Annotated in this window: 17 protein-coding genes; 11 read left to right on the top strand and 6 right to left on the bottom strand. The window is 48.9% G+C overall.

Translation table 11 applies throughout. The annotated features are described in order from the left end of the window. Positions 1–59: 59 nt before the first annotated feature. Together B5F17_RS11160 and B5F17_RS11155 are read right to left on the bottom strand one after the other, a co-directional pair. Positions 60–1,145 (bottom strand): ester cyclase, encoded by a 1,086-nt coding sequence (locus B5F17_RS11160; protein WP_087373885.1) that lies wholly within the window; start codon positions 1,143–1,145, stop codon positions 60–62. Between the two features lie 528 nt (positions 1,146–1,673). Continuing rightward, positions 1,674–2,699: a LacI family DNA-binding transcriptional regulator gene (locus B5F17_RS11155; protein WP_087373883.1), complete on the bottom strand. Its 1,026-nt coding sequence runs from the start codon at positions 2,697–2,699 to the stop codon at positions 1,674–1,676. Positions 2,700–3,053: 354 nt separating this feature from the next. Between B5F17_RS11155 and B5F17_RS11150 the strand changes: the two genes are divergently transcribed. From B5F17_RS11150 to B5F17_RS11125, 6 genes are all read left to right on the top strand, one after another. Beyond that, positions 3,054–4,151 carry an ethanolamine utilization protein EutH gene (locus B5F17_RS11150; RefSeq protein ID WP_087373881.1) on the top strand — a complete coding sequence of 366 codons (1,098 nt, stop codon included), beginning with the start codon at positions 3,054–3,056 and terminating at the stop codon, positions 4,149–4,151. A gap of 42 nt (positions 4,152–4,193) precedes the next feature. Beyond that, the gene (locus B5F17_RS11145) at positions 4,194–4,721 is read left to right on the top strand and encodes a nuclear transport factor 2 family protein (RefSeq protein WP_087373878.1); all 528 of its coding nucleotides are present in this window, start codon (positions 4,194–4,196) and stop codon (positions 4,719–4,721) included. Positions 4,722–4,771: 50 nt separating this feature from the next. Next, positions 4,772–5,317, top strand: coding sequence for a hypothetical protein (locus tag B5F17_RS11140; RefSeq protein WP_016149172.1), 546 nt, complete (start codon positions 4,772–4,774; stop codon positions 5,315–5,317). 51 nt (positions 5,318–5,368) lie between these two features. Beyond that, positions 5,369–5,581 carry a hypothetical protein gene (locus B5F17_RS11135; protein ID WP_016149173.1) on the top strand — a complete coding sequence of 71 codons (213 nt, stop codon included), beginning with the start codon at positions 5,369–5,371 and terminating at the stop codon, positions 5,579–5,581. A gap of 27 nt (positions 5,582–5,608) precedes the next feature. Beyond that, positions 5,609–7,255 (top strand): sodium:solute symporter family protein, encoded by a 1,647-nt coding sequence (locus B5F17_RS11130; RefSeq protein ID WP_087373876.1) that lies wholly within the window; start codon positions 5,609–5,611, stop codon positions 7,253–7,255. An 841-nt stretch (positions 7,256–8,096) separates the two neighbouring features. Further along, entirely contained in the window at positions 8,097–11,264 is a 3,168-nt protein-coding gene (locus B5F17_RS11125) for an S-layer homology domain-containing protein (protein ID WP_242968746.1), read from the top strand. Between the two features lie 101 nt (positions 11,265–11,365). Here B5F17_RS11125 and B5F17_RS11120 read toward each other — a convergent pair whose 3' ends face one another. Beyond that, positions 11,366–12,619 carry a cation:proton antiporter gene (locus B5F17_RS11120; RefSeq protein WP_087373874.1) on the bottom strand — a complete coding sequence of 418 codons (1,254 nt, stop codon included), beginning with the start codon at positions 12,617–12,619 and terminating at the stop codon, positions 11,366–11,368. 270 nt (positions 12,620–12,889) lie between these two features. Between B5F17_RS11120 and B5F17_RS11115 the strand changes: the two genes are divergently transcribed. Together B5F17_RS11115 and B5F17_RS11110 are read left to right on the top strand one after the other, a co-directional pair. Continuing rightward, entirely contained in the window at positions 12,890–13,462 is a 573-nt protein-coding gene (locus B5F17_RS11115; protein ID WP_162608161.1) for a TetR/AcrR family transcriptional regulator C-terminal domain-containing protein, read from the top strand. Between the two features lie 557 nt (positions 13,463–14,019). Next, complete coding sequence (locus B5F17_RS11110) at positions 14,020–15,672, top strand: putative manganese-dependent inorganic diphosphatase (protein ID WP_087373870.1); 1,653 nt, start codon at positions 14,020–14,022, stop codon at positions 15,670–15,672. 73 nt (positions 15,673–15,745) lie between these two features. Here the strand turns inward: B5F17_RS11110 and B5F17_RS11105 are convergent, their stop codons facing one another. The 3 genes from B5F17_RS11105 to B5F17_RS11095 all read right to left on the bottom strand — a co-directional run bounded on the left by B5F17_RS11105 (position 15,746) and on the right by B5F17_RS11095 (position 19,678). Continuing rightward, positions 15,746–16,618: an aminoglycoside 6-adenylyltransferase gene (locus B5F17_RS11105; protein WP_087373868.1), complete on the bottom strand. Its 873-nt coding sequence runs from the start codon at positions 16,616–16,618 to the stop codon at positions 15,746–15,748. Positions 16,619–17,031: 413 nt separating this feature from the next. Next, entirely contained in the window at positions 17,032–18,396 is a 1,365-nt protein-coding gene (locus B5F17_RS11100) for a YfcC family protein (RefSeq protein WP_242968748.1), read from the bottom strand. A 37-nt stretch (positions 18,397–18,433) separates the two neighbouring features. Continuing rightward, complete coding sequence (locus B5F17_RS11095) at positions 18,434–19,678, bottom strand: M20 metallopeptidase family protein (RefSeq protein WP_087373864.1); 1,245 nt, start codon at positions 19,676–19,678, stop codon at positions 18,434–18,436. Between the two features lie 225 nt (positions 19,679–19,903). Here B5F17_RS11095 and B5F17_RS11090 point away from each other — a divergent pair, with 225 nt between their 5' ends. From B5F17_RS11090 to B5F17_RS11080, 3 genes are all read left to right on the top strand, one after another. Next, positions 19,904–21,508, top strand: a complete 1,605-nt coding sequence (locus tag B5F17_RS11090) for an amidohydrolase (protein WP_087373861.1) — start codon at positions 19,904–19,906, stop codon at positions 21,506–21,508. A 45-nt stretch (positions 21,509–21,553) separates the two neighbouring features. Beyond that, a complete protein-coding gene (locus tag B5F17_RS11085) occupies positions 21,554–22,648 on the top strand; it encodes a putative NPN-dependent ornithine cyclodeaminase (RefSeq protein WP_087373858.1) in 1,095 nt (364 codons plus the stop codon). 155 nt (positions 22,649–22,803) lie between these two features. After that, positions 22,804–22,998: site-specific integrase (locus B5F17_RS11080; RefSeq protein ID WP_330396596.1), on the top strand; the 195-nt coding region annotated here is incomplete at its 3' end.

The raw sequence follows: 22,998 nt of genomic DNA, 5'->3' as shown, positions 1-22,998 counted from the left end.
GGTGGGATTTTTTGCGTTGCCTTGGATTGTATATAAATATAGTACGGTTGCTTTTTGTTTTATGCTTCGGTTGCTGGTTCGTCTCCTAAGCAGAGCTGACGCATGACATCCAGACCGTCATAGATTTCCCATGCCTCGACGATTTTGCCGTTTTCGAAGCGATACTGGGTGATGCCCAGAATTTCGACCGGCTTGCCGGTCGGTGCACCATACATACCGATGCCCTCGTGCAGACCACGCAGACGCCAGCGCGCCGATACGTGCCATGAGCCGTCAGCACTGTCGTTGCAGGTCACGCGGTCGACGATCATGCGTGCATTGGGGAAGGAGGACAGCAGGCTGATGACTGCGCCCTGAATTTCATCATGACCGATCTGGTCCTGATTGCAGATGCTATGAACCACTGCATTGTCTGCATAGAAATCGCAAATACGATTGATGAGCTTGCGGTTGTACACTTCGTTAAGCAGTTCGAGAACTTGTTCGCCAACCGAGCTATCCTTTGCACGATAAACTTCAGGGAGAAATTGACCTTCCATACACTCATCCCGTCCATATACTTGCTTTTCAGGCTGACCGGCAGCCATTTTTGCAGCCAGTTCCCACGGATTCAGGCCCAGCTGCTGCACAATCCAGAGATTGTCGCGCACCAGCCATTCCTCGAAAATCTTATTTTTGGTGCATGCACAGTCGGCAATCGTACGGAAGTAGACTTTTTTACCGGTTGCCGGGCCGAAATTGCTGTCGCCGAGGTTGGTACCGGTGGACAGAATCCGGTGGGAGGACAGGAACACGCCGGGGCTATCCTCGGACCAGACGACATCCTCTGCCATCAAACGACGGTCGGGGAATGCGTGCAGGGTCATGAGGGTGTTGGCGATGACGCCGGACACACCGGTCGAGGTGCCGTCACCGGAATGAACTAAGCAGTTATTGGCATAGGTATCATAAATCACGCCGATGCCCTTTTCCTCCCAGATGCGGTGGGTGATTTTGAGGATATAGTCGACAATATCCAGATATTCCTCGTCAAAACCGGGCAGTTCCTGCTTCTTTTCGGTGTGCTTGAGGAATTCTGCGTAATTCTTGTGATCGATTGCGTTGACCTGTGTGCTGTCGCCGTAATATACAACTGCATCTTTCATTGTGATACCTCCATTGGGAATACATGATATTTTACTGGCGGGAATATGCCAAAATTCGGATCAAAACAACCGAAAGACTCGGGCAGACAAGGGAATTGGACGAAGGTTGTACGGTTATGTCGTTGCGTGACTGCAACGAGTGTGCGCAAAATTGCATACACTGATATCGCGAATGACAATTTTTGCATTGCGCTTTAAAGCCAAATATTATCTGATTTTGGACGATAACCGGATGAAATCAGAGCAGAACGGGAAGACATTTTTGCGTTCTTATCATCGAGATGGAGAGAACAAGATGTGCGTGACACGAGCCAAGCACCTGATATTTTAAATATGCAGCAAAAATCATGCCAAGTGCGAAAATATCCCGAAAACTGGAAAGGCAAATAAAAAAAACAGTCCCCAGATCGCTATGATCGGTATGGGACTGGTTCTTTTGTTTCAATTTTCGATGTGAAAAAGTTCTGAACTGGTTGTAATACATAGAAAATCACGCAGAAACAAATAGGGGGTTGCGAAGGATGTATTTTATGCCTGCGGAAGCTCGTATTTGGGTGCAACACTTCCGCGCTTGATCAGCTCCATGTCAAAGACACGTTCGACGTGGGTAGAAGGCGAGTTGAGGATGCGCTCCAGCAGGTCTACCGTGCATGGGATCATGCGTTCAAACGGGTAGCTGATGGTCGTGAGATCATAGGCATCGAAGGAGCTGGCCGGGATGTTATCGAAACCAATGACCGAGATATCCTGCGGGATGGATTTGTGGAATTTCTTCCGAATCACATCCATAACACCCAGCGCAATGATATCAGAAGTGCAAAAAATGGCATCCGGCCAGGGCTGTTCGCTCAATGTAGCGAGAGCGGTTTCGTGTCCGGCGGTATAGCTGAAATCACATTCCTGTGTCCAAAGAATGCTTCCGCCGCGCTTATTCACCTGCGCTGCGAAGCCTTCAACACGTTCGATTTCCTTGGCGATGGTTGCACTGCCGTTGAAAATACCGAAGGTTTTATGGCCTTGCGCCATCAAATAGTCGGCAGCCTGCGCGGTTGCAGCCGTGACATCGCAATAGACCGCGCTGAAATTGGAGTCGGGAATGTATCGGTTGAAGATGATAATGGGGATGTTGGTGCTGAAGAAGGGATTGATGATCTCGGAGCTGGTTGCGCTGGACGCGATGATGATTGCGTCTGTGCGGTATCGATGTACCTGCGTCAAAATGTTTTCCACACCGACGACAGGGTCAATTTCAAAAATCAGCACTTGTTTGCCGCGTTCTTGCAGCAGCGGCAGGAACTTTTTGACAATGTCGATGTAGAAATCACTTACACTTTTTCCGATAACGAAAGCGATAATGCCCGATCTTTGCGTAAACAACCCGCGCGCAAGCGCATTGCTTCCGTGGTAACCCAGTTGATTTGCCGTTTGCAGCACAATTCTTCGTGTTTCCTCACGGATGCGGCCGTTCCAGCTCGGATCGAACACTCTGGATACGGTGGAGGGGGAAACACCGGCCTGCTGCGCGACATCAATGATGGTTGGGTTTTTCTTCATAATTCACCTCGTCACACTGATGACAATATTTGAACTTTTATATTACTCCTTTCATTACACAGATTCAAGTCTAAAATACAACAAAAAAATATGCATATTTTTGAAATATACATTGGTTGACAATCGCGTTATTGCCATATTATACTGTGAGCAGACAAAATCTTGCAACTTATGAAAATATTGTCATTTGCATTAAGAGCGAGAATATGTGAAAATAAGGCTATATAGCCAGATATATGTGAGCAATTTCGGATATATCCGGGAGCAATATTTTAAACATGAAAACATTACCATTCACAAAATTTCGTTTGGTGATTTTGCATATATGAATATATATACAGGTGGTGAGTAGAGGTGTCATTGGATCAGATCATTCTCTGGTTTGTCGCGATCGGCTTTGTGCTGGGCGGTATCGATAAGATTTTGGGCGGTCGATTTGGACTTGCACCCAAGTTTGAAGAAGGTTTTCATGCGATGGGCACGCTGGCCCTGGGCATGGTGGGTATTATCTGCCTGACGCCGCTGATTACAGACACCCTTGGTGCAGCAATCACGCCGCTGTTTACCGCGATCGGCGTAGATCCCGGTATGTTTGGCTCGATTTTGGCGAACGACATGGGTGGATACCCGCTGGCGATGGAGCTTGCGATTGATGAACGAGCCGGACTTCTGGGCGGCGCGATTGTCGCTTCCATGTTCGGCGTCATTCTGGTGTTCCACATTCCGGTTGGCTTGGGACTGATTCCCAAGGAAAAGCATCCGTGGTTTGCACAGGGCCTGCTCATTGGCTTTATTGTCACCCCGATTGGCAGTATCCTGGGCGGTCTGGTCGCCGGATTCCCGCTGACGTTCATTCTGCGCAATATGGTGCCCATCATTGTGATTTCGGTTCTGCTGGCCATCGGCCTGCGCCTGGCGCCGAATGCTATGGTCAAAGGGTCGCTCTGGTTTGGACGTGCCGTCACAGCGCTTATTTACTTTGGACTGATCTGCGCAGGATTTGAAACCATCACCGGCGTCACAATTTTGCCCGGTATGACGCCGATTTCCGAAGCAATGCAGACGGTTGGACACATTGGTGTCATCCTTGCGGGTACATTCCCGGTACTGTTCATCCTCCTGCGTGTGCTCGACCGGCCGCTGAAGGCTGTGGGACGGCACTTGGGACTGGATTCCAACGCGACTGCGGGACTCATTTTTGCGCTGGCAAACTCGGTTCCGGTGTTCACCATGATTAAGGACATGGATCGAAAGGCGACCATCATTAACACCGTGTGGGCGATTACGGTAGGCGCTGCGCTGGGCGATCATCTGGGATACACCGCAGGCGTGCGGCCGGATATGATCGTGCCCATGATCGTCGCCAAAGTTTCGGCAGGTATCTGCGGCGTTGCCATTGTCATGGTACAGGAATGGCTGCGCGGGAAAAAACAAGTAAAAATCAGCGGCTGAGACCGTTGACATAGAACAACGACCCTGGGAGGTAATGAAGTAATGGAAACCATGTACAAGGCGGATCGGCTTTACAACGAAATGATGGAAGTCGATCGAAAGATCAAGGCTCTGGAAGTGCAGGATGAGCAATCCATCACGGAGTATTTCCGACTGTATAAAGAGCTGATTTACAACCATAAGTGGATTGGCAGCGTATACGACATCTATGCGGATGATGCAAAGTTGTATCGCGAAAACGGTGACCTGTACGATGACGCACATGCAATCATGCAGGAAGCGCTCAAGTTCACCGCAGCATTCCCCGATCTGAAGATTCACATGCGTGATTGCTTTGCAGTCAAGAAGGGTGATGAGTACAAGGTATGGCAGTACTACACCATGGAGGGCAGCAACCGCAATCAGAGCATTTACGGTCCGGCAACCATGCGCGAGCTCAATCCCAACGAGTGCATCACCATGAGCATGGCAACCGTTCGCAACATCAACGGAAAGTGGCGCATTGTGCGTGAGTTTACCATGTACAGCATGGAGTGCATCAAGGCCGCCTGCAAGCCTGCGGAGCAGTAAGGCGATCCTTCTATCAAAAAACAGATTTGAGAAAGGCTGGTTAGAGTCCAATGTTGGCCAATATCACAGAAAATAAAAAGATCACCGAAATGACGGTGGATGAAATCATGGCAGAGCGTGCGCTCTATGAAGAGGTCATCCGCAACTGTACGTACAAGGAACCCCAGGAAATTGCAGATTTGTTCGAGGCATACACCATGCTGATCTGGAAGCACAAGCAGGTGGGCCGCGTGTATGATTTCTACTTTGACGGCCTGAAGGAAGAGCGCGACGGCGGCGCGAACCTGGAAGGTTCGGATCATGTCGTTTGGGATACGCTGCGCACGCTCGCACAGTTCCCCGATCTGAATGTAGAGTTTGTAGATATTCACTGTGTCCGCGATGGCGACAACTACCGCTTTGGTCAGGTCGTTTACAATACTGCCTGCGGTAAGGGCGGCGTTGGCCCGAATGGTCCCGGCAAGGATCTGAGCTTCGAGCCCTATGAAGACTTGGAAATGTGCGAATGCTGGATCCAGTTTATTGATGGCAAGTGGCGCGTCGGTAAGGAGGCGAGCATCCGCAGCAATGATGCATACCGTCGTCTTCTGGAGTAATTAACAGCGAGAAAAAAGAGAAAAAGAGATTGAGAAAGGAGATTTATCCTTATGGTACGTAAGATCGTTATTGTACTGCTCGGCATCGTTTACCTGTTCGGATGCGGCGTAATTCCGCAGCTGATGAATGTCTGGAATGTAGAAGGGTTTATAGGTCCTTTCCCCTGCTTCTTCGTTGGCCTGTATGCAATCTCTGGCCTTCTGGTTTTGTTGACCTTGTTCCTGTTCTTGTATGAACGGAATGATAAGACATTCGAAGACTGATTCTAGAGAAAGAGAGGAAAGAACCCAATGGATGTTGAACTGATTAAAAGCCCAATTCCGATCATCATGATGGTGATTTACATTGCCATTGTCATTTGGATGGCATGGTATCAGGGATTTTCCAAGAAGGCACTGGAGCGCAAAAAGAACCAGACCTTTGAGGATTATCTCACCGGCGGTAAATCCAGAAATGCAATCATTGTATTCCTGATTACCTGTGTCACATTCTATTCTGGTACCACTTTTACCGGTCGTGTCGGCTTCTTCTACAACTTCGGTGTAGCTGGTTTGAACTCGGTTATCACTTGTGCGGCTACAGGCCTGGTTATGTACTTCCTCAGTGAGAAGGTATGGCCGATTGCAAAGAAGTATCGTCTTTCGACGCTGCCCGATATCATGGAACTGCGCTATCAGAGCCGTTATGTCAAGATGCTGGTTTCCCTGATTATCGTTTGCTTTAACATCATCTGGCTCATTACCGAGATCCGCACGCTGGGTCTGGCGATGAATCTGGCTTCCGGCGGCACCCTCCCGATCGTGGTTGGTTCTGCAATCGCATTCACCATCATCATTATCTATGTCGCAACTGGCGGCGTAAATTCGGTATCCATGGTCGATAGCTTCTCTGCATGTGTCATGCTGGGCGGCTCGCTGATGGTACTGGCCTACATCATCAGCCATTTCTTTGGCGGCAGCCTGGGCGATATGTTCCACTCTGCACAGGAAGCAGCTTCGACGCTGTATGCCGGCGAAACCCAGGCGTCCATCTTCACCCTTGCTAACAGCGGCGATTACAACCGTCCGTACTGGGTTTCTAATGTTGTTCTCGGTACCCTGGTTATGCTGGTATATCCCTCGAACTTCATGAGCATCTGCCTGGCTAAGAACGTACGCGAAGTCAAGAAGTCCTCTCTGGCGACTGCAGCTTCCGGCATCTGGCTGAGCATTTACGGTATCTTTGGTGCGTGCGTCCTGGGCGCTGTTGCTAAGGGCTACACCATCCAGAACCCTGAAGCAGGTCTGCTGGAACTGTGCTCGCTGGGCGGCAATCCCATCATGCTGGGTCTGGTCTGCACCTTCATTCTGGCTGCTGCACTGGGTACCCTGGACTCGACGCTGATTTCTCTGTCTGGTCTGGTATCCAACGACCTCATCACCAATGTGATGCATATTAGAAAGGGCACGCCTCCGGTTGGTGCCGACGGTGTCCAGAGCGCAGAAGCAATCCAGCAGCGCGTACAGAAGGACGCAAAGAAGGAAGTATTCCGTACCCGTATCATCGTTGTTATCCTCGGCGTAATCGGTTTCTGCTTCAGCCTGACCGATCTGCCGCTGCTGACCCTGCTGACCGATATGGCAACCAACGGTATGGTACTGGTTACCCCGACGATCGCAGCAGGTCTGTTCTGGAAGAAGGCAACCCCGCATGGTGCAATTGCGAGCATGCTTGTAGCGGAAGCTGTTTACCTCGGAATGTATTTCTCTGGTATCCGCTATGTATGGGGCGGCTTCTTCCTTGGCTTTCCGGCAATCTTCTGCGGTATCATTACGATCATCGTGGTTTCTTTGGCAACCGAGAAGAAGTTCTACGAGAAGCACAACGCACAGACCGATATCTTCAAGGATTTCTTCGTTCGTGGCCGCGTTTCTGCTTGGATTCGCGAGAACATGTAAAAATTTGATTCCAATGCTGCATGCGCCGTGTGCACGCGGCGCATGTATAGACGCAATCAGGCTGATGTGAAATATCATCGGTTTGCATTGGATACATAAATAACTCCCCCTCAATTTTGTGAGACCTCTCCGGACATGTACGTTGCATGCCTGGAGAGGTCTTCGCCTTGTTTGCGGGATTGAGATGACCTGGATGTGTGGGGCGGTAAATATTATTTGTTGGAAATTAACCGTGTGATCTTAAAATGTACAGGGACTGTATCGAAATCGTGTGATTTTCAATTATAAGAAATTATAACATCCACGCAGATGTACTGTTCTCTGAAGCTGTTTTGCTTGGAGAAAATGAGGAAGTTTACTGTGCAGTAGAACATAAAAACTGTCTTGAACTGGAATAACCGCATACAAAAAGAGAGCGAAAAAATCCCCGTATCGAAAGATACGGGGATTTTTTACAGTATTAGAGGGCAATGCGCGAGAGGATAGAACTGTTTATGCGGCGGTATGTTTCTGCGGATATCTTGTTTATAACATTTGATGGTATGAAAGATAAAACGGTATAAGGTTTTCAAAAAAGATAGGAAATACTAGGTAAATAATCATTTTAAAAATAAAATATAAAAAGTATAAAATGCAAATATAGTTTGTATAAATCATGTAAAATACAAATTATTTGCAAAATATAACTTTAATAGCATGGAAATACAGTAGTATCTAGAAAATAAGAATTAAATACAGAATGGTAATTGAAACGAAAAATGGACTGTGCTATAATACAAATAATATATAACTTCCGAATGTGTAAAGATGTTCGTGTTAAATTTGAAAAGGAGGAGCGACTGTGAAAAAGCAACTGTTGGCAGGTGTTCTGTCTGCAACAATGGTAATGGCTTCGATGTCAACAACTGCAATGGCTGTTGATGCGACTGAAGAAGCAACAAATTTACTTCCTGAGAGTACCATTTTGTCTGAGCAAGAGGTGCCAGAAAACGAGAGTATGGAGCAGCCTGCCGAGATTGAAAGCATACCGGCGTCTGAGATTCAAGAGATTGCAGAGACAGAGAAGACGGCAGATGGTGTTGTTGAAGTCGATAGCGCGGATGCCCTGCAAAAGGCGGTTGAAAATGCTGAGGATGGAGTCGAAACGACCATTCGGCTGGTAGATAATATTTCTGAAATGGCTACCAGCCAAATTGTTACCATTCCTGAGAATAAATCTATTATCTTAGATATGAATGGTAAAAAGCTTACAGTTTCCGATGATTTTGAAGGGCGTCCCTTTAGGATTGAGGGAACATTAACAGTGGTTGGTGATGGTATTGTAGATACTGAATCTGCACATAATGCATATGGAGTTTTTGACAATTATGGAAGTTTGATTGTGAAAAACGGTACCTATAGAAGTTATACATATGCAGGTGGTTCGGTAGTTAAAAATAGACCTGAGAGTTTTTGTGAAATTTATAGCGGTAGTTTTTACGGATCACCAACAGCAGTATATAATGAAGGCATAACTAAAATTTATGATGGAATCTTTGATGGTCGATCTTGTTCTTCGTGTGATAGAAATATTTGGGGATATACTATTCAAAGTCATTGGAATGATAAATCTGCAGAAAAACCCGAATTTTATTTTTATGATGGTACTGTAATTGGTGTGCAGGGGGCGTTTTCTACATCTGCCGGATATTCTGAAGTGCATGATGGAACCTTTGAAACAGTTGCGTGTGAAAGCCATGGTAAAAATAGTGCGTGGTATGCTTTGTATGTCGCTGGTGAATCTGGTGAAGTAGAGTGTAATGTATATGGTGGCACCTTTGTAGCTGCGAGCAAATATGCAGCTTATATCGGTAATAGTAATGATGGAGGAGAAAAGAAGGATGCCATCGTAAATATCTATGGCGGTATTTTTGAATCAGGTAGAGATGATAAAACAGCAGTCCGGGTTGATGAAGACCTAGGAGGATTGAACATCACTGGCGGTACATTTTCCAGTGATGTAAGCAAGTATATCGATCCCAGCAGCGATTGGCAGGAAGAGAATGGTCAGTATGTTGTTAAGCCCATTCCTGAATCCGAAGGCGTTGCTGCAATCGGCGACAAGTATTATAGAACATTAGCGGATGCTGTAGATGCGGCCACTTCGGGTGACACAATTACAATCTTGAATGATGTCAATGAGGCTCCTGGAATTTCCGTTCCGTCCGGAAAGAAATTCACCATTGACTTTGATGGTCATACTTATACGTTGAGCAATCCGGGTGCAGGATCGACTGGAACAGAAACCAATGGTTTCCAGTTATTACAAGGTTCAGACATCACATTCAAAAATGGTACCATTCGCATTTCTGATAAGAATGGAAGTGCAGGATCTGGAAAGCCGATTGGACGTATTATTCAGAACTATGCAAATCTGACTCTGGAAAATATGCAGATTTATGCAAAAAATCAGGTCGGTGGAGAAAATTATGCGTTAAGCTTTAACTGTGGCAACATTGTTTTTAAGGGCGACACTAGCATCTACGTTACAGATCCGGAAAACACGATTGTATTTGATATTTGTAAATATAGCAGCTATCCGAGTGTGGCAGTCGTTTTCGATGAATCCTATACGGGAACGATCCAAGGAACCATTGTTTATGACAGCTCGGATTCCGAGACACATACATTAGAAATTAAGGGAAACGGAACTTTTGGGAAGATTGAAGCTACATCCACAAGTACAGATGCAGCGAAAGATGCAATTACGGTTTATAGTGGTCATTATGCCGAGTCTGTAAAGCCGGATTATCTGGATGAGTCTCTGAATACTGAACTCAAGAGCGCATCTAATACAAAGGCACCTTACAGTTATTATGATACCGTGGATGAGGCGATTCGGGCTGCAGAACCGGGTGATACGATTACAGTAATCAAGGATGACGGTGTGCCCCAGAGCTATACCGTTTCGTTCGATGGAAATGGCGGCAATGCGATTGCATCCGTAACGGTACCGGAAAAGACCGAAATTACTCTGCCGACTCCAATCCGTGAAGGCTATGAATTTGAAGGTTGGTATGATGGCGATAAACTGGTTAAGAGTCCGTACACCGTAACCGCAGCTGTGACCTTAACGGCACATTGGGATCGCATTTCCTCGGGCGGCGGCGCATCGCATCCGGAAGCTGGCAGCACTTCTTCTTCTAACCGTTACGAGATCACCAAGCCTTCCAAGGTAGAAAACGGTTCGATCAAGGTCAGCGACTCCAAGGCCCAGAAGGGCGACACCGTCACCATCACGGTCACCCCGGACGAGGGCTATGAGCTGGATAAGCTGGCAGTTTACGATGAGGACGGCGATAAGATCGACCTCAAGGACAAGGGTGACGGCAAGTTCACCTTCGAGATGCCTAAGGGCGATGTTGAGATCGAAGTATCCTTCGCTCTGATCGAGGACGAGACGGTCAAGGCCAACTTCGCGGACGTTGCAGCTGATGCTTGGTACGCAGATGCAGTCCAGTACGTCTATGAGAACGGCATGATGAGTGGTACCAGCGAGACCACCTTCAGCCCGGATGTGACCACCACTCGCGGCATGATCGTAACCATTCTGTACCGCCTGGAAGGTTCTCCCGATCTCTTAAATGAGAATCTGGGCTATCCGTATGCCGATGTCGATGCAAACGCTTACTATGCAGATGCGGTCTACTGGGCACGTCAGAACGGCATTGTTTCCGGTATGAGTGCAGAACAGTTTGCACCGAACAATGCAATCACCCGTGAGCAGATGGCGGCAATCCTGTACCGCTATGCACAGTTCAAGGGCTATGATGTATCGGCTAAGGCTGATCTGTCCGTTTACACCGATGCAGCGCAGGTTAGCACCTATGCAACCGACGCAATGGCATGGGCAAACGGTGCACAGCTGATCACCGGTACTAGCGCAACCACGCTGACCCCGGCAGGCAACGCAACTCGTGCACAGGTCGCAACGATTCTGATGCGTTCCTGCGAGAATATTGCAAAGTAAATCATTTCCCAGCTTAAAAGAGGCTGACCTAAAGGTCAGCCTCTTTTATTGCTTTGATCGCTGATACGCGAAGTTTAAATGAAAGGTTGTCTGAAATCATATCATGCAGATTGTGCGGACGGCGTACTTGAAGATTGTGCTGCATTGAGCTCTCCCGCAAGCTGGAAGCCCTTTCGCGCAAGAAAGACTGCGATGACCTCGTTGATGACAGCAGCGGCGGCGATGGTGCCGCGCACGATGTCACCATACTGGCTGAATGTACCGGTCAGGGACGAGATTGCAATGCCGGTCAAGACCAGAGAAACACCCGAATGCGGCATGAGGGTCAATCCCAGATATTTGCGCACGGTTACCGATGCATGGGATAGGTGTGCACCGATGGCAGCGCCGCCGATTTTTCCCACAGCGCGGGTCACAATATAGATGGCGGTAAAGAGTCCGGCATTTAGAATCAGGTGATAATCCAAAGGTGCGCCAAGGTTTAGGATAATGAGTGTAAAGCAGCCGCCAATGATGGGCGTACAGCGAGACATCATACCGTCAAGCTGCTCTTCGGGAATACGGTTGGCAAAGACGGCGGAATACACCATGCCGGTCAGCATAAAGTTGAGAATGGGGAAGGGCATCAGATACGTATTTGCCGCCATGGTAATCCCGGCTGCTGCCAGGACACCGAGGAGTGCAATGACCGAATTGGTCTTTGGATTTTGGCTCTTGCGCAGCAGAGCAGATACCGGAAGTCCAACCAGAAGTCCGATCAAAATGGGGAACAGTACAACCAGTAGGATCAGGTAACCCGGTACATTGCCGCCCGAGGTCTGTTTGAGGACGACACTCATCACGCCTAAAAATACCGTAATGGCGGCGACATCATCGAGAACTGCAAGCGGAATGAGCGTCCGGGTGACCGGTCCGTCGGTATGGTACTCGGTGACAATGGACAGAGCAGGAGCGGGTGCGGTTGCAAGGGCAATTCCGCCAAAGATCAATCCCAGAAATACCGGAACGCCAGTCAGGTAAAAAATAGCGCAGAATGCGGCGCTGACGACCAGAAAGGTTCCCAAGGATTCGGTGAGCGTGATGGTCAGAACCTGCTTTCCGTATCGGCGCATGCGCTTCCAAACCATTTCGGTTCCGAGCATCAGGCCCATTCCGCACTCCAGTACGGAGATCAGACGTTCATAGGCCGGTGCATCCAGAATTTCCAGGGTCAGCAGGTTTGCTGCATTCGGTCCCAGCGCCATACCCGCGATCAAAAAACCTAAAACAGCCGGCATTTTGAGCTTGGATGCCAACTTTCCAAATAAAAAACCAAGAGCAACGACTATGAGCAGCCGCAGCAGATTAGATATCATTGTGTATCACTCCATTCTGTATCATTGCATCCAGCTGAGCAGCTTTGCACCGTCGCGTACGCAAGCGCTGTAAGGCGGGGCGATTGCGCTTGCGGGTATCCATGCCGGAAATATCACTCGGGGAGCGAATCATCTCCTGTTCGCAGCTGTTATCGGTATGCTTTGGCATCCTCCATTAGAGGTTTGAAAAAGCCGGTTGTATCGGCTGAATCGCTTGCGAAATGTACCCTTTCGTGATAGAATACAGAAAACCTTTCAGGGAGGATGGATATGTCGAACTCGGACTTTACAAAATTTATGATCGCGCGCGGACTCAAGCAGCTGTTGGAAACCAAGTCTTTCACCGACATTACCATCGGCGATATCGCCCGGCACTGTAAAATGAGCCGCAATACCTTTTACTATCACTTTAAAGATAAGTATGATGTCATAAACTGGATTTTTTACACCGAAATCACACCGATCATCGGAGACACGGCTTCGATTGAGCGGTGGGGCAGCGGCATGCGCGCGCTGTGCCATTACATGCAGGAAAACCGGACGTTTTACACGAATGTAGTGCGCTTTGAGGGTCAAAACAGTCTGTCCGGCTGCCTGATGGAGTTCTACGAGAACCTGGTTCGGAATATTATATTCAATGCCAACGGAGATCGGGTACTCAGCCCACAGCAGATCAAGATGATTTCAAGGTTTTATGCACACGGAATGTCCGGTGTGCTGCTCGATTGGATGAAAAACGGTATGGTGAAAGACCCGGACGCGACCGTCGCCATTTTGGAAGAGCTGCTTTCCGGCGAAATCTTCCGTCAAATTATCGCGCAGCAAGACCACACAGAACCTTGATTGTGTAACCTCGGCACAATCGCAATTGCGCGCATTTGTCTTGGATTTCGACCGCTGTTCTGGATATTTGACTTCATGCCATTGGATTTTGCAGTCCGATGGCCTTTTTGTTCGCTGTGGAGTCCTCCTCACGATACCATAAAGGATAGCAGTGTTTGGTACCGATTTGTACTGACATTTTCATGGAATTGTCCGATTTTTGAACAAACGAAAATAGTTGTACCGGTGCAAACCGGGTTTCGTGAGAGGGGATAAAAGCAGAATCACAGGCAGCCCGATACATCAGATTTGGATGACTGGGGAGTCAAACTTATTTCTATCATTTCGCGTATTTTATTACACATCTTTTGACAGGAATGGTTGGTTAAATATTTGTCAAAGAATTTCGCATAAAAATCGAATTAAGCGAGCAATTTTGAATAAATTACCCACAAATATAACATTTTTGTTTGAACTTGTGGTGGGTCTATGGTATGATACTAATAAAAGAACGTGCGCAGCAACCGGATCGTAGACGTTTGCTATACATGCATGTTTGTAAAGGAGCTAGAGAGCAAATGAAATCAGTCTTTGTGATCGGGCACAGAAACCCGGACACTGATTCAATCTGTTCTGCGATTTGTTACGCCCATTTAAAGCAGATTCTGACCGGCCAGGAGCATATTGCCTGCCGTGCGGGGCAGATCAACCCGGAAACGAAGTTTGTCCTTGATCATTTCAAGGTGGAGCCGCCGCGTTATTTGGCTTCGCTCAACCCGCGCCTGTCCGATGTGCAGTACCGTGATGTACCCGGTATCCGTGCAGATCTGTCCCTGCGCCGCGCATGGGAATACATGAATAATAATAATATTCATACAGTCGCGATCGTTGATGAAGACAATCACCTGCAAGGCCTGCTGACGCTCAGTGACATCGCCCGATTTTACATGGAAGATCTGGGTGCGGATGCACTGGCCGCAGCCAAGACCAGCTATCACAACCTGGTCGATGTTCTGGGTGGCGAGCTGGTTGTCGGCACCGCCGAGAACCGTTTCGAGGAGGGCCGTGTTGTAATCGGTGCGGCCAATCCCGACATGCTCGAGGAGCATATCAACGAACACGATCTGGTCATTCTGGGTAACCGATACGAGTCTCAGCTGTGCTCGATCGAGATGAACGCCGACTGTATTGTCATCAGTCTGGGTGCTGGCGTATCGCGAACCATCAAAAAGCTGGCAGTCGCTGCCGGCTGTGCCGTGATTGCAACCCCGATGGATACATATACCTGCGCTAAGGTTATCAACCAGGCAGTACCGGTTGCGCACATTATGCGCAAGAACGGACTCATTTCGTTCCATCCGGGTGATCTGGTAGAGGATGTTAAAAAGACGGTTTCCAAGAAGAGAATCCGTTACTACCCGATTTTGGACGAGGACGGCAAGTATATCGGTATGGTCTCCCAGCGTAACTTGCTGGATATTGAGAAGCAGCGGGTCATCATGGTCGACCACAACGAGCGCGATCAGGCGGTCGAGGGTATCGACGCAGCACAGGTCACCGAGATCATCGACCATCACCGCATCGGTGCGCTGGAAACCACCAATCCCATCTACTTCCGCAACCAGCCGCTTGGCTGTACGGCAACCATCGTCACGCAGCTGTACCACGAAAATCGTGTAGAGATTGAACCGGCCATTGCCGGACTGCTGTGCTCGGCGATTCTGTCGGACACACTCATGTTCCGTTCGCCCACCTGCACGCCGATCGACCGCTACACGGCGGAAGAACTCGCAAAGATTGCAGGCATTGACATTCCCACTCATGCTGTTGCCATGTTCCGCGCAGGTTCCGAGCTGGTTGGCCGTTCGATGGACGATATTTTCCACATTGACTACAAGTCTTATCAGGTCAAGAGCAAGCGTATTGCAATCTCGCAGGTTACGAGCGTCAATCAGGAAGAATTGCACGAACTCAAGCCGCAGATGCTCGACTATATGCGCAGCAGCTTGGAAAAATCCGGCTTGAACATGATGTTTGTTATGCTCACCAACATCATCGAGGAGACAACCGAGCTGTTGTTTGTCGGACACAATGCTGCTGAACTGGTGCAGATTGCTTTCCAGCAGCCCGGCGGTGTCGATTCGATCACACTGCCCGGTGTTGTCAGCCGTAAAAAGCAGCTGGTATCGCCGCTGCTCGCCGCACTGGAAGATGAAAGCATCGCAGATTAAAATGAAAACGCGTAAATCGGAAAACTCCGATTTACGCGTTTTTTCGTAGGTTGAATTTTGGTTCTGCATCAGCTCATGCGAGCGTTGACCGAATGTATTGCATGTACTTTTTGGCAGCCTGTTCTTCCTGCTCGGGGTAAGTGAATCCACCATCCTGTGCAACCAAAAGAGCCGCCTTTCGAAACAGCTGGATGGCCGTATCGATCGATGCCCAGAAGCTCGTGTAAGATGCATCGCAGTAGATGTTCTGATACGCCGTATAAAAATCTGAGGGCAGATATTTTTTCAGATACTTGTGTAGTTTTCCACCGGATACCGTGTAATTGGTGCCGATTCCAATATACCAGTCCAGCATGACCTCCAGCATCTCTCTGGAAAGCGCGTGGTAGGTTGTCATAGCAAACGGAAGCTCATCTCTTGCGATTCCCTTCGCGACATCGCATAAGCTCCAAAAGAATTCATTGCAGCATCCGTGAAATCGCTTTTCCGACGGCTTTTTGATGTGAAAATCTTCGTCGGTTGGCGGCGGCAGATGCGGCAGACAGTCCACTTTGTCCAAAAGCGGCAGGAACAATTTATTGCGGTTTCTGCCGCTCTCCATCACCGCAAGCGTCTCAACACCCACGTCAATCCGGTTTCCATCGTCAAATAGCAGCAGCCACGAATAGCTCTCGTCATAGTTACTTCGTATCTGGAAGCGTCCTCCATAGCCGAAGTCGGTGTCTTGCTCCTGCATGAGCATCACCGTGCCGAAGTGCTTCATCCAGCTCGTATCGTGGATAAAACTATATGTTTCAGTCACCACATACATGATGTCAAAATCTCTGTAAATGTCCGGGGGGACATTGGGATTTGTCCGTGATCCTTTCAGGTATGCTGCAAGAATGCGGTCGTCCATTTTTGCAAAATCAAGAATCAAGTTCATCATTTCCTGTTCTGTCCGCAACGTACATTCTCCTCTCGATACAAGCTATAAATTGATTTTATCATAGCACGGTATTGCGTGATGCTGCAATATCTGTTCAAGGTATCATCCTGGTATGTGACAGAATGTTGAGCTAGGAAGGAGGAGATGGTTTGGCTCAGGCGAAAGATCAGTGTTTGTAAAAGAAAGATATTTCCGCAAATGATTCCTGTGGTTTCCTTTGCGATTTGGCAGATAAAAATTGACGCTCCGTGTAACACGGAGCGTTTTTATATGCATGGAATCTGTGCATCAAATATGTGATTGCTATTGCGCGTGAACGAGGTTGACGGCTTTACCCAATCCGGATATACTGAACACAGTAGAGCGGGAAGCGCCAGAAGGGTTTTACACGGGAACACTGGTTTTACGTAATATCTGTTGTTTTCACCTCTTTAGAACGGACCATATCCGATTCCGTAAGCGATGATAATCAGAGCAAAGGCGCTTGCAATAAATCCCAAATAGATCTTCCAGCAGAACCGAATCCAGGAACCATAGTCCACACCGCACATGGAAAGCTGAACCAGAGAACTTCCGGGCCAAAAACTATTGGTGATTCCGTCGCCGTACTGATAGGTCAGAACCAGAACCTGCTGGTTGATGTTCAGAATTTTTCCGAGCGGGTGCAGAATCGGCATGATGATGACGGCCTTTCCGCTGCCGGAAACGACAAGGAAATTAAAGAGCGTCACAAATACGAAGATGACGAAGATTGCCAGAATCGCGCTTCTGTGCTCCAAAAGCTGCGACATGGCGTGCACGATCGTATCGATGATGCATGCCTGATTCATCAGCACGACCACGGACTGTGCCAGACCGACCGCGAATGCTGCGGAGAACACCCGCACGGCACCGGTGCAGAACAGTTGGCATGCCTGACTGGGTGCAATCCGGAAAATTGCAGCGAGAAGAAATGCCATGATGACATAGATGCCTGCAATCTGCGGAAAAGACCAGCCAAAGCGAATGCATCCGATACCCTGCGCAACGACGACGCCCAAGAAAACAAGAAGTCCCAATGCACGTCTTACGTTCATTTCTTCGGTCTGCTCGGCGTGATCTTCCTGCGACTGGCTGATATATTCCTGACTGAGCAGGCTCGCGGAAGGGTCTTTCTTGATCTTACGGCAGTAGGCATAAAGACCGATCAAACCAATAATGTAAAATACCGCCAGACCGACCGCACGGAAGCCGATACCGGAGAACAGAGGCAGTCCGACGATTTGCTGTGCCACGCCGGTGGTAAATGTATTCATCAGACCGGAAGTAAATCCGACCGTGCTGCCGAGAATGGCAAAAGCGGTGCCTACCATTCGGTCATAACCCAAGGCAAACCCGATCGTGACCGCCAGCGGGTAAAAGGGATAGGCAGCCTCACCATATCCCAGAACGCCGAATACCACGAAAATCGTGTAAAAAATACAGACGACCGAAAACTCTTTGCCTCTCGTTTTCTTCAGAATCAGATTGATGCCTGCGCCGAACGCACCGCTGACTTCCAGCAGGTAAATAGCGCCGGAACTGATAAAGAGCGTGCCCATGATGGTTGCGCCATTGACAAAACCGGTGTAAATGGCTTCAAAATAGTCCATAAACCCAATGGGCGTCTCATTCTCTACATATTGAAACGTGTTTGGGTCAATTACGGTAATTCCCGAAGCGTCCTGCAGCCGCTGGTACGAGCCGCTTGGAACGATGTAGGAAAGTACCACGACGAAAAGCATAATAAAAAGTAGTATAATAAATACATGGGGCATCCGAAACCCCTGTTGCTTCTTTCCGGCTTGATTCATGTTAAACCGTCTCCCTTCCATTTTCCCGCAGCCAGGCTGCCGCTGCATTCGCGTGGAGTGCGGCGCCCAACGGCAGGACCGCTTCGTCCAGCACCATTTTCGGACTATGAAGCGGTGCATTTCCGCGCTGTCCTGCACCGAGGAATACAAACATGCCGGGCACTTCCTTCGTTACATACCCAAAATCTTCGGTGCCCGTCATAGGCGGGATTTGATGGACCTTGTCCGCGCCCACGATTTCAGCAAGATGCGGAACGAGGCTTTCACACAATGCCTGATCGGAAAACGTGCAGGGGGTATGGAATTCGGTCAGCTCATATGTTCCGTTCCACGCTTTGACATAGTGATCGATTATCTCCGGGATGCGCTGCTTCAGGTGCTCGGCAGCTGTTACATCCAGCGTGCGCATACCGATGTGAAGCTCGGCTTTGTCCGGGATAATGTTGACCGCTGTGCCGCCCTTGGCTACACCGCAGGTGAGCGTCACCATAGCGGCAGGGTCGGCTTCGCGTGTCACCAGCAGGTTCACTGCCTGATACACCTGGTTGAGGATCATCAGGGGATCGGTGCAAAGCTGCGGCTGCGAACTGTGGCCGCCGCTTCCTTGGATTTTCAGAATAAACGTGTCCAGCGAGGCAGAATTTACGCCTGTGGCATAACCAATAGTTCCGGTCGCCTCGGTGGGCTGTACATGCAGTCCGAAAGCGACGTCCACCTTCGGGGAAGTCAGTGCTCCGTTTTCTACCATAATGCGTGCGCCGGCGCCGGTCTCTTCTCCCGGCTGGAACATCAGCTTTACCGAGCCGTGCAGCTGGTCTTCATGTTCTTTCAGAATTTGTGCTGCGCCCAGAAGCATGGCTGCGTGGCTGTCATGGCCGCACATGTGGCTCGCGCTGCTGCACGATTGAAAATCAAGACCGCTGTCTTCTTTCATCGGCAGTGCATCCATATCCGCTCGCAGAAGAATGCAGGGACTGCCGTGTCCGATCTGTGCAAGGACTCCGGTCGCCTTTTCCATCTTTGGAAATCCTGCTTCCACAAAGTCTGCGGTCAGTTTTTCGGGCAGCGCGCCGCCGCATGCTTTCCATGAGATTCCCATTTCGGTCAAACGCTGCTGGATATATGCACTGGTCTTTGGCAGATCGGTTCCGATTTCTGCGATCTGGTGCAGGTATCTTCTGTCTTTTATGATCTGATTTTCTAACTGATATGCCCGTTTTTTAATCTCTTCTGCCGATATTCCCATTTTTGAGCCCCTCTTAGTATCATTCCGGACGTCTTTGCAGTAACATCAAAGTTCCGGATACTGCTTGTATCTGCAGTGGTTTTGATTTATAATTATAATATGTTGTTGCATAAATATTCTTTATATTACCACCTTTTTTATGAATTTACAAGTTTTTTTCGGGAAAATTTTTCCGATAAAAATTGCAAGTTTGCCATCAAAAGTATAGAAGGAGTGCATAATCGCATGAAACATCTTTTTATAAATGGAAAAATATTCACTTCGGATACCAAGCATCCTTATGCAGACACCATGGTCGTGCAGGACGGAAAAATCCTCTGGACCGGCGAGCGGGACGCGATGCCCGCAGCGTGGAAAGAGGAGATTGCTTCTGTAACCGATTTGGAGGGTCGGCGCGTGATTCCTGGCTTTGTAGACGCACACATGCATCCGGTCATGCTTGCGGATTTCCGCAAAAAAATCACGATTATGCCGCCGGAGATCAATTCCATCGAAGAGATGGTATCCGCCATCCAGAAGAAGCGCAGCCAGCAGCCAGCCGGCGCGTGGATTCAGGGCTGGGGCTATGATGAGCAGGGATTTTCCGAGAAAAGATCGCCCAATCGATACGATCTGGATCGCGGCTGTAGTGATTCTCCGGTATCCATCACGCGCACCTGTGCTCATATTCGCTGCGTCAACAGTATGGCGTTGAAAATGGCTGGTATTGATCGAAATACGCCCGACCCTCCCGGAGGAGAGATCGAGCGCGACGAAAACGGAGAACCGACCGGCGTACTGAAAGAAAATGCACGCAATCTGGTGCTTCCGCTGATGCCGCAGGAGACAGCCGAGGAGCATGTCGAAAACCTGCTGGAACTCGGACAGGTTCTGATTTCACAGGGAATCACCTCCATCTGTGATATGGGTAATCTGGATACAGGCGATAACATTCCGCTCTATGAAGCAGCGGCGCAAAAGGGCTTCTACCCGCGGGTAGGTGTGTATTACATGTGGGATTTCTTTGCGGACGACCCTAACTTTGACATTCCGCACAGTCGCATGGACCGAAACCGTCAGATCTTTGCCGCAGGTCTAAAACTGATTGGCGACGGCAGTATTTCCGGCCGAACCGCATGGATGAGCCGTCTCTACTACGGCTCCAATGAGGAGTATGGTATTTCGGTGTGCAGCGATGAGCTGCTGGAGAGCGCGATTGATTTTTGCAAGAAAAATCACTGCCAGCTCTCCATACATGCCATGGGCGGCAGAGCGATTTCCCGTATGATTGACCGCGTATGCCGGGAATCTGCCTGGACTTGTGAAAACATTCCCTACACCAGAATCGAGCACGTCACAGATCCTTCTGCGGACAGCATCCGCAAAGCGGCTGAACACGGAATTTCTTTCTTGTCGCAGCCCATTTTCCCCTATGCAGAGAGCAAAAGCTATGTGAAAAATCTGGGAGAGGCATGGCTGAAAGAATGCTATCCTTATAAAGACATGTTGGATGCCGGTGTATCGCTCGGCTTTTCCACCGATGCCCCGGCTACCTACTGGTCGGACCCGACCGACCCCTTCCCGGGACTGAAATTTGCCGTAACGCGCACCTGTGCGGACGGTACAGACGGTGGACAGGCGCAGGCGGTGGAGATCGAGACCGCGATTCGCTTGTATACCATTGGCGCTGCACAGGCTGCCGGATTCCCGGACACCGGCATGCTGGCCGCCGGTTATCGTGCGGATTTTGTGGTATTAAGCGATGATATTCTGCATGTGCCGTCCGAGGACATCGACAAAGTCAAAGTCGTACAGACATACATTGGTGGAACCTGCGTATATCAGCGCTGACCCATATAGAAGTGTGATGCTTGCAGAAGAAAGGAGCTTGCAAATATGTTTCATTTACCAGAATACAGACAGCCCGATTTTACGGAAAAGAGATTTGTCGATGCGCCGGATGCTGTCTGGGAGACCGTGACCATCAAGGGTGTCGCCCCTGAAAATTATCACAGTACCTCTATGTATCCGGAATACTTCAAGATCAACGGAAAATGGATCCTCGCAGAGCAAAGCCGTATGGATTCCAGCGTGGTACTCTGCGAAGACGGACATTTGAAGGTTGTCGAAAACCGTAATCTGGAAGTGGGTGATAAAGTCATTCTGGGCCGTACGGAAAATGGTCAGGATGGTATCTATCTTTACACGGATGCCTTTGAGGACCCGGACGACACCGAAAGTGATCGCTTCGTCTTTCGTCAGGGAAGAAGTCGTGAGACCTCTTATGCCAGAGACTATGACCGCCTCTTTGAACTGCTGAAATATGAGAAAGAGCACGGCAATATCCTCTGGGTCATGGGACCTGCATTTTCGTTTGATGCCGATGCAAGACGCGCCATGCAGGCCATGATTGAAAATGGCTATGTAGACGGCCTGATGGCTGGCAATGCACTGGCAACGCATGATTTGGAAGGCGCTATGTTCCATACCGCGCTGGGACAGGATATTTATACACAGAAATCTCAGCCGAACGGACATTACAACCATCTGGATGTCATCAATCGCGTCCGAAAGAGTGGTTCCATCGCGCAGTTTATTGACGATTATAAGCTGGATAACGGCATTATGTATGGCTGTATCAAAAACGATGTCCCCTTTGTCCTGACCGGCTCCATCCGTGATGACGGCCCGCTTCCCGAAGTCATCGGGGATGCGTATGAGGGTCAGAGCGCGATGCGCAAAATGGTTGAAAAATCCACGACTGTGATCTGCCTGGCCACCATGCTTCATACCATTGCAACCGGAAATATGACTCCTTCTTATAGAGTGCTTGAGAATGGCACCGTGCGTCCTGTATTCCTTTATACGGTGGATGCCGATGAATTTGTCGTGAATAAGCTTTTGGATCGTGGAAGCCTTAGCGCAACTACCATCGTCACCAATGTACAGGATTTTATTATGATCGTGGCAAAAGGACTTGGCGTGATTTAACATCATGATTGAGTAATTCGGTAAATACAAAAAACGCTCCGCGTTATGCGGAGCGTTTTTTTGTGACTGTAACATCGCTGCTATGGAACAGGAAAGATTCATCTGCCGCATATCTTCGACTTTTTCGATAAAATGGATATAATAAGTTCATATTTATGCGAACAGGAGAAGTTACCATGCAGGATCAAATAGATTACTTGTCGGACTTTGCTGTCTATCTTCGCACGGAAGAGCGCAGTGAGGGTACGATTGAGAAATATTTGCGCGATGTGCGCAAATTTTTTTGCTGGTTGGCAGATAAATCTTTGGAAAAGGCACAGGTTTCTGCGTGGAGAGCACAGCTGCTCTCC

The sequence above is a fragment of the Butyricicoccus pullicaecorum genome (assembly GCF_002160355.1).
Lineage (GTDB): Bacteria > Bacillota > Clostridia > Oscillospirales > Butyricicoccaceae > Butyricicoccus > Butyricicoccus pullicaecorum.
The sequence above is the reverse complement of the archived record's forward strand: the minus strand, read 5'-3'. Positions and strand labels throughout refer to the sequence as shown.

Coding starts and splice junctions, on each gene's coding strand:
- B5F17_RS11115 (WP_162608161.1), top strand. CDS start 12,890: ATGTCGAACTCGGACTTTACAAAATTTATGATCGCGCGCGGACTCAAG.
- B5F17_RS11155 (WP_087373883.1), bottom strand. CDS start 2,699: ATGAAGAAAAACCCAACCATCATTGATGTCGCGCAGCAGGCCGGTGTT.
- B5F17_RS11145 (WP_087373878.1), top strand. CDS start 4,194: ATGGAAACCATGTACAAGGCGGATCGGCTTTACAACGAAATGATGGAA.
- B5F17_RS11110 (WP_087373870.1), top strand. CDS start 14,020: ATGAAATCAGTCTTTGTGATCGGGCACAGAAACCCGGACACTGATTCA.
- B5F17_RS11090 (WP_087373861.1), top strand. CDS start 19,904: ATGAAACATCTTTTTATAAATGGAAAAATATTCACTTCGGATACCAAG.
- B5F17_RS11135 (WP_016149173.1), top strand. CDS start 5,369: ATGGTACGTAAGATCGTTATTGTACTGCTCGGCATCGTTTACCTGTTC.
- B5F17_RS11100 (WP_242968748.1), bottom strand. CDS start 18,396: ATGCCCCATGTATTTATTATACTACTTTTTATTATGCTTTTCGTCGTG.
- B5F17_RS11095 (WP_087373864.1), bottom strand. CDS start 19,678: ATGGGAATATCGGCAGAAGAGATTAAAAAACGGGCATATCAGTTAGAA.
- B5F17_RS11120 (WP_087373874.1), bottom strand. CDS start 12,619: ATGATATCTAATCTGCTGCGGCTGCTCATAGTCGTTGCTCTTGGTTTT.
- B5F17_RS11130 (WP_087373876.1), top strand. CDS start 5,609: ATGGATGTTGAACTGATTAAAAGCCCAATTCCGATCATCATGATGGTG.
- B5F17_RS11140 (WP_016149172.1), top strand. CDS start 4,772: ATGTTGGCCAATATCACAGAAAATAAAAAGATCACCGAAATGACGGTG.
- B5F17_RS11085 (WP_087373858.1), top strand. CDS start 21,554: ATGTTTCATTTACCAGAATACAGACAGCCCGATTTTACGGAAAAGAGA.
- B5F17_RS11160 (WP_087373885.1), bottom strand. CDS start 1,145: ATGAAAGATGCAGTTGTATATTACGGCGACAGCACACAGGTCAACGCA.